The organism is uncultured Chitinophaga sp., assembly GCF_937874145.1.
Lineage (GTDB): Bacteria > Bacteroidota > Bacteroidia > Chitinophagales > Chitinophagaceae > Chitinophaga.
The window spans coordinates 1-8,370 of sequence record NZ_CALNBI010000519.1; the positions used below are offsets into that span (position 1 = coordinate 1).

The following is an 8,370-nucleotide window of genomic DNA, read 5'->3' on the forward strand; positions in this document are numbered from 1 at the left end:
ATGCGAAGCGCGGGATTTCCTCGCCGCGGTTGATCACTTTATTCTCCGCCTGCGTCACCGTGCCAAGGAGCGAAACCTCCAGGCCGCCGAACTGCTGGGTATACCGCAGCGATGCGTCGAAGCCCTTGTTCTCGATGATCCCGATCGGGAAATCCGGGAAACGGATGCCCATCAGGTAGGGGAGGGCGGGCTGGATCATAATGTCGGTATTCCGCTCATGGAAGTAATCGAACGTCACATTGAGCCTGTTCTTCAAAAACACCGCATCTATCCCCACATTCGTTTTATGCACCTTCTCCCAGGTCACGTTGTCCAGCGCGAAGGCCGTTTCGTTCCAGCCGCTGTAACCCACGGAAGTATAGCCGAAGTTAACGCCGCCGGCGCCGGCATATTTCTGGAACCAGAGGAAATATCCCCCGATATCGTCGTTGCCGGTGATGCCGTAAGAGCCGCGGAGCTTGAGGAAGTTGATCCAGGAATTATCCTTCAGGAAATTCTCTTCCGTCAGCACCCAGCCCAGGGAAGCCGCCGGGAAGAAGCCGAATTTATGTCCCGGAAGGAATTGTTCGGACCCCTGATAACCGAAATTGAATTCGGCGAGGTAACGTTTGTTGAACGCATACGACACGCGCCCGTTACCGCCCAGGTACGCCCTGGGGATATTGGTGCCGTCTTCCGTGGAAATGATCCTTTGGTTCATCGCCACCACGGCAGACACGGCGTGCAGCCCGAACGTGCGCTGGTAATTCAGCGCGCCTTCGTAATTGAGGATGCGGCGGGTGGAAGGGTATTCCACGCCGGACGACATCTGCGAATCCGACCCGGTTTCCACGTACTTAATGCTCCCGTCAGGATTGTATTCCACATCGCCGCCGGGCTGGCGCAGGTCGAACACCTTGAAACCCTTGCTGCGGTTGGTCACCATATCGTACCAGCTGTCGAACGCCACGGTTCCCTGAACGGACAGCCCTGGCGTGATGAAGTCGAGCTCATGCTTCGCGCGGAGCGTGGCGAACATGCTGCGGACGTAATACAGCGAATACCCCTGCCGGTTCAGGAGGCCGTAAGGGTTGGCGGACCAGTCTTTGGTGCCGCCCAGCTTGCCGTCGGGCGTGAACACGGGGAAGGCGTTGGGCGGCGTTTTGTACAGGGCGCGGAAAACGCGCAGCGCCGCGTCGCCCCGGGCGCCGGGATACGTCCGCTGCTCCTGCCTGCCAGAGATATCGAGCGACAGTGCGAAGCGTTTGTTCACGTTGACGTCGATGTTCGAGCGCAGCGTGATCATATTGAAATCCGCATTGGTATTATAGGTATTGGCCGATTTATCCACTTTATACAGCCCGCTGTTGCCGGTATAGCCAGCGGAAAGGAAATACCGCGCGTTCTTGTTGCCGCCTTCCACGCTGGCGCTGTAGCGCTGCTGCCAGGTGGAATTGTTCATGTATTGGTCGTACCAGTTGATGTCCGGGTAGAGGTAGCGGTCCATATCGGATTCGTAAATTCCCATGGATGCGTTCCGGTATTTCTCCAGATCGCTTTCGCTGTAGCGCGGCGCGTTGCCGTCGTTGGTGAGCGCTTCATTATAGAGCGTGGCGTAATTGTACGAATTGAGGAGGGTGGGTTTTGTGGTGGGGGCTTTGATGCCGGCGCGGGCGTTGAAGGTGATTTTGATCTGCCCTTCCTGGCCGCGTTTGGTGGTAACGAGGATGATGCCGTTGCCGCCCCGCAGCCCGTACTGCGCCGTAGCCGCGGCGTCTTTCAGGACGGTGATGCTTTCGATCTCGTTGGGGTCGAGGAAGTCCATGCTCCGCTCGAAGCCGTCGACGAGAATGACGGGGCTGTTGGTGCGGAAGGTGCGTTTGCCGCGCATCTGGAAGGTGGCGCCTTCGTCGCCGGGCTCGCCGTTGTTCTGCATGACGAACAGGCCTGCCAGCAGGCCCTGGAAGCGGTTTTCGTTGTTGATGACCGGCACGTTCTCTACGGAGGGCCCTTTGATTTGTGAGAACGATCCTGTTACTTCCTGCAGCAATTGTTTGCCGTTGAAAGTATGGATGCGGCTGGAACTGTCGGGCTTCTGCGCTGCGGCTGACAGCGAGAGGCTCAGGCAGATGATGACCCCGATGGAAGCTCTCAGATACAAATGGTATTTGAGCAGGGCCATGCTGGATACTGATCTTTTCATAGCGTGAGTGTTCAAATTGATGATATTAAAACGTGTTCTGATTTCGGTTGAAGAGGGGCGCAAAGGCCCATCCGCACCCGGCGCGGGCGCAGTACGAGGATTGGATGATATGCAGGTCCGGGCTGTGTCCTGGCACGGAGGCGTGTCAAGGGAAACGGTGCATCACGGGACAGGAATAGTACAGCGGTACAGGCTGGTCATCAGCTGGTGCAAGGCATGTGTTTCGTCATAATAATTTACTGTTTCGAACGTGGTATTACTTTGTGGAACTATCTTTACGACGGTTAACTTAGTCAAACTTATAATGCTAAATCGATTTTTTTACGGAAACGTTTCCGTGAAAAGCGGCGTGTTTTACGAAACATGTCGTGGGAAAAGCGTTATTTTATAAGAGGTTCGAGCAGATTCATGAACAAGATTGACATCAGATATCTGGCAAAGGAACTGAATCTCGCCATTTCTACAGTATCACGTGCATTAAGGGATAGCCATGAGATTAGCCCCGAGACGAAGGAAAAAGTGTTTGCCCTGGCCAAGCGGTTGAACTATCAGCCGAATGCCAATGCCAGCGGCTTGCGCGGCCAGAAGTCCAAAATTATTGCAGTGGTGATCCCGGATATGGTGAATGACTTCTTTTCGCTTGTCATCAGCGGGATCGAGAAGATCACGCAGGCGCAGGGGTATCATTTCCTCCTGTATTTCACCCATGGCGATCATGCCCTGGAAGTTTCCTTTATTAATACATTGGCGAACGGCCGCGTGGATGGCGTGCTGCTGTCCATCACCGATGAGAACAACAATAACGAGCACCTGGAGGAACTCAACCGCAAAGGCATCCCGCTGGTGCTGTTCGACCGGGTGAGCGAACGGATGGATAATGTGAAGGTGACGTCCGATAATTACGAAAGCGCCGTCACCGCCACGCGGCACCTCATCGATACCGGCTGCAAGAAAATCGCTTACCTGAAAGTGCACAAAAGCATTCCCGTGGGCACGATCCGCGAAAGCGGCTACCTGGAAGCGCTGGAGAAATATTCGAAGCAGCCGGCGCCGCTCATCCTGGAATGCACCAACGATAACGACGAAGCGTTTGCCGCCATCCGCAACATGCTGGAGAAAGAAAAGCCCGACGGCATTTTCGCGTCGCTGGAAAAACTGGCGGTGGTGTGCTACCGGGTGTGCGAGCAGATCCAATTAAAGATCCCGGAAGATATTAAGATCATTAGTTTCTCCAACCTGCAGACCGCCGCGCTGCTGAACCCTTCGCTCACCACGATCACCCAGCCCGCGTTCGAGATCGGGGAAACGGCGGCGCGGGAGCTGCTGCGCATCATCCGGAAAAAGGGCGGGGCAAAAGGAGATGTGGTGCTGAAATCCAGGCTGATCGAAAGAAAATCCACATCAAAATAAGTAAATCATCCAGATATAAACTTCTGGTGTTATATAATAGATTTGGGGGAAGATGAAGAATATTTTGCACCGGAATATCCAAATTATTGTATTTTGTGCAACGAATCAACCATTTGTATAGAATCAATCAACCAATTTGGGGCTTGCTTTGGAGGATATTGAATTACTTACACGAATAGGCAGAGACGATCACCAGGCTTTTACCGAACTTTACGAGCGTTACTGGGACCGGTTGTATGCATCCGCGTATTTTCACCTGAAAGATGCGGAAGCTGCGGAGGAATTGGTGCAGGACGTTTTCGTGAACATCTGGCAGAAGCGGGGAGACCTGGCCGTACAATCGGTGCAGCCCTATCTTGCGGCCATGCTCCGCTACGCTGTTTTCCGCCATCTCGACAATAACCGCCGCCGCCGCGAACACCATCACGCATCGCAGCGTTTCGTTCCCCACACACAAGCTCCCGAAGCGATCAACGAAAAGCTGCTGCTCGAAATGGTGGGCAAGCTGACCGACCAGCTCCCCGAAAAGTGCAGCCTTGTATTCCGCGCCAGCAAACTCCACGACCGCGCGCTGCCCGACGTAGCCGAAGAAATGGGCATTTCCCTCAAAACCGCCGAAGCCCATCTCACCAAAGCTCTCAAATCCATCCGGATCAGCTTAGGCAGGGCGTTCCATCTCTTTTTCTGATGCCGCTTTCCATTATTTTAAAAAAAATATAACATGCACTAAGGGTAATCCTTTTTGAGACGACTCTATAATCACAGCAGATGGATCATCAACGCATAGAAGAACTGGCCGGAAAATTCCTGGAAGGCACCGCTACCGAAGCGGAGCAGGCGGAATTGCATGCCTGGTACGACCAAGTGGCCACTTCCGGCGAATTGCCCGGAGATGCCGCTACCGTCCGCCAGCGGATGATGGAACAGGTGCAGCAGCGCACCCGGCCCGTTCGCCGGATATGGCCCCGGCGCCTCGCCGCCGCCGCCGTACTCGCGGGCATATGCGCCGCAGGCTGGTACCTGCTGAGATCCACGCCGTCGCCTGATGCGCCTGCCACGGAGGGGATATCGGCCGACGTCCGCCCCGGAGGCGACAAAGCCACGCTCACCCTGGCCGATGGTACGGTCATCGAACTGGATACCGCGCGCAACGGGGCGCTCGCCGCGCAAGGCGGGGCTACGGTTGCCAAAGCGGCGGGTACGGAGCTGGTGTATGTCGACGAAGCCCCGGCAGATGGCCCCCCGGTATTCAATACCATCGCCACACCGCGCGGCGGCCAGTTCCAGGTGCGCCTGCCCGATGGCAGCCGCGTTTGGCTCAACGCCGCGTCGCAATTGCGGTTCCCTGCTTCTTTCAGGGGCGCCGAAAGGCGAGTGGAGCTGCGGGGCGAAGCGTTCTTCGAAGTAACGGGCGATGCGGCCCATCCCTTCATCGTGGCCATGCCCGATATGGAGGTAGCCGTGCTGGGAACGCAATTCAATGTTTCCGCATACGAAAGCGAGAAACAGAAAACGGTCCTGCTGCAAGGCGCGGTGCGCCTGCAATCGCAGCAACACGCCGTGACGCTGAAACCCGGGCAGTCGGCCCAATGGGAGCGGGGCAGCCGGATGACCGTGGAAAATGATCCTTATGCGGAAGACGCAGCGGCCTGGAAAGACGGCATGTTCATTTTTACGAAAGCGCCGCTCGCCGAAATTATGATGCAATTAAGCCGATGGTATAACATCGAAGCAAGATATGAGACGGAAACATTGAAGGGAGTTGTATTCACAGGACAAATCTCCCGCGGGGAAAATTTATCAGAAGTATTAAAAATGTTGGAAATGACCGGTACCATTCATTTCCATACCGAGAACAGGATCGTAACGGCAAGGCCGTAAGTGATCCTCATACGCCAAAATCTGGAAGCTGTTCCATCGTGACGCATTCGCAGTTGCTATTTGTAATGTTTTAAACGTACTGTACCAGTATGAGAAGTACCTATTATCTTGATTCGCCCCCCGGGGCGGGCAGGCGGAGCTTTGTCCGCACTGCATGCATCTTCCTGCTATTGATCCTCGCGGCCGGGCAGGCCGGAGCGCAGCAGGTGACCCTTGCCGTGAAAGACATGCCGCTGTCCGGGTTTTTCCGGGAGCTGCGCAAACAGACAGGGTATTCCTTCATTTACAACAACGCCAGCCTGAAGGATGCGAAGCCGGTGACCCTGCGCGTCACCAACGCCAGCCTGCAGCAGGTCCTCAACACGGCGCTGGAAGGGCAACCCGTCTCGTATTCCATCAACAACAAAACCGTCATCCTCAAGGCCAGCGAGCCCGTACGCAGGCCGGAGCCTGAAAAGGAAGCGAGCAACGACCCCGTGGAAGTGAAAGGCCGGCTGGTCGACGCCAAGACGCAGGAGCCGGTCGTGGGCGCCACCATCGTCGTGAAAGGCACTTCCAAAGGGATGGTATCGGGGCTGAAGGGGGAATTCGCCATCCAGGTGAACCCCGGCGACCAGCTGCAGATCAGCTACCTGGGGTTCGAAACCCAGACGGTGACGCCGAAAGCGGGCGAGGCGCTGACCATCTCCCTCAAAGCGTCCCAGCAATCCATTAAAGACGTGGTGGTGACGGGAATGTACAGCCGCCCGAAGGCCAACTTCACCGGCGCGGCTTCTTCGTTTACAAGAGAAGACCTGAACAAGGTGACGAATGGCAACGTCCTGACCGCCCTCAGCGCCCTGGACCCCTCGTTCCAGATGCCCGACAACCTCAATTTCGGCTCCAACCCGAACGCACTGCCCGAAGTAACGCTGCGCGGCGGCAACAGCCTGGTGGACCTCAGCGGCGGCAATAACGCCAATACCTTCAACTACGCCAACTCGCCGAACGTGCCGCTGTTCATCCTCGATGGCTTCGAGGTGAACCTGCAGCGCATCAACGACCTCGACCTGAACCGCATCGCAAAAGTGGACATCCTCAAGGATGCCGCCGCTACCTCGATCTACGGTTCTCGCGCGGCCAACGGCGTGATCGTGATCGAGACCGTCCGCCCGCAAAGCGGCCGCCTCAACATCACCTACAGCGGCAACGTGAACGTGGAAGCGCCGGACCTGCGCGGGTACGACCTGCTGGAGGCCCGCGAGAAACTCAATTTCGAGCGCAGCATCGGCACCTACAACAACACCTGGAATTTCCAGGACGAAAACTATAAACTCTACTACAACCACCGCCTCGGGGAAGTGGAACGCGGTGTGAATACCGACTGGATGGCACTGCCGCTGCGCGCCGCCGTGGGCCAGAAGCACAACATCTACGTGGAAGGCGGCGGGAACGACGCGCTCTATGGCGTCAACCTCAGCTACGACCAGCGCGAAGGCGTGATGAAAGGTTCGGACCGCCGGAATATCATGGCGGGAACCTACCTGAGCTACCGGTACAAAAACCTGCAATTCCGCAACGATCTCAACCTCGGGTTCAACAAATCCAACAACTCCCCCTACGGGCATTTCCGCCAGTACACCCAGCTCAATCCGTACTGGACGCCGTACGACGAGAACGGCAATATGAAAATGTTCCTGGAAGAAGTATATGGACCCAGCGGCAACAGGCTTACCCAGTTCGACCTGTACGACAACCTCGACGGGCAGAACCCCGGCAGGGCGCTCAACCCGCTGTACAATACCACGCTGAATACAGTGGACAACCGCAGCTATTACAACCTTACCAATAATTTCGCTCTGATCTGGCAGGCAAAGCCCTGGCTCCGCGTGAACGCCCGGCTGGCATATCTGCGCCAGAACGATGAAGCGGATGTGTTCCTGCCCGCGCAGCATACCTCGTTCGTGCAAACGCCGACCTTTGAGAAAGGCAGCTACACCCGCTCCACAGGGATCAATACTTCGCTGGACGGATTCCTGGGTGCAGACGTCAATAAGTCTATCGGCAAGCACAGTATATACGGTACATTGGCCACCAACCTGCAGGAGCAATCCTACAGCACCGCTACGGTGAAAGTGGTAGGGTTCCCCAATCCCCGGATGGACCAGTTCATCCTCGGCGGCAAATATGCGGAAGGCGACCGGCCCTATGGCATGGAGAGCACCGCACGCCTGGCGGGCTTTATCGGGAACCTGAGCTATGCATACGATAACCGTTACCTGGTGGATCTGTCGTACCGGGTAGATGGTTCGTCGCGCTTCGGGTCCGAGCGCCGCTTCGCGCCTTTCTGGTCGGTAGGCCTCGGGTACAACCTGCACCGCGAATCCTTTATCCGGGATATTCCCTGGATCAACCGCCTGAAAGTACGCTATACCTTCGGCTATACGGGTTCCCAGAACTTCGACAGCTACCTGGGCGTTACCACCAGCCAGTACTTCCCCATGTCCGACTATCGCGGTATCGTGGGCTCGGGGCTGATGGGTTACGGCAACTCGGCGCTGGGATGGCAGCAAACGCGCAAATCCAATTTCGGGGCAGACATTACCCTGTTCAACAAACTGGATGTAACGGCGAACTACTTTATAGACCGGACCCAGGGCAGCATCGCCCGGATCTCCACGGCGCCGTCTACCGGTTTCCCGTTTTACTACGAGAACATGGGCGACGTGCTGAACAAGGGCTGGGAAGTGAGCGCCCGTTACAATATCATCAACAGCCTGAAGAGCCGCGACAACTGGTCGTTGTTCGTGAATGCTTTCCAGGTGAAGAATTCCATCGAGCGGGTGTCCAATACCATTGCGCAGATGAATAAGCGCGCGGATACTACCTTATCGTCGACGCCGCTGCCGCGTTACGCT

5 protein-coding genes are annotated in these 8,370 nt (G+C 56.3%); 4 read left to right on the plus strand and 1 reads right to left on the minus strand.

Annotation, left to right across the window (positions count from 1 at the left end; translation table 11 throughout):
- On the minus strand, positions 1 to 2,182 hold a 2,182-nt coding region (locus Q0510_RS24495; RefSeq protein WP_298717863.1), incomplete at its 3' end, for a SusC/RagA family TonB-linked outer membrane protein.
- 408 nt (positions 2,183 to 2,590) lie between these two features.
- Here Q0510_RS24495 and Q0510_RS24500 point away from each other — a divergent pair.
- The 4 genes from Q0510_RS24500 to Q0510_RS24515 form a co-directional block, all read left to right on the plus strand.
- Positions 2,591 to 3,592: a LacI family DNA-binding transcriptional regulator gene (locus tag Q0510_RS24500; RefSeq protein WP_298717866.1), complete on the plus strand. Its 1,002-nt coding sequence runs from the start codon at positions 2,591 to 2,593 to the stop codon at positions 3,590 to 3,592.
- A 148-nt stretch (positions 3,593 to 3,740) separates the two neighbouring features.
- Positions 3,741 to 4,280 (plus strand): sigma-70 family RNA polymerase sigma factor, encoded by a 540-nt coding sequence (locus Q0510_RS24505; RefSeq protein ID WP_298717869.1) that lies wholly within the window; start codon positions 3,741 to 3,743, stop codon positions 4,278 to 4,280.
- Positions 4,281 to 4,360: 80 nt separating this feature from the next.
- Positions 4,361 to 5,473, plus strand: coding sequence for a FecR family protein (locus Q0510_RS24510; RefSeq protein ID WP_298717872.1), 1,113 nt, complete (start codon positions 4,361 to 4,363; stop codon positions 5,471 to 5,473).
- Between the two features lie 89 nt (positions 5,474 to 5,562).
- The coding region (locus Q0510_RS24515) for a SusC/RagA family TonB-linked outer membrane protein (protein WP_298717874.1) at positions 5,563 to 8,370 on the plus strand (2,808 nt) is incomplete at its 3' end.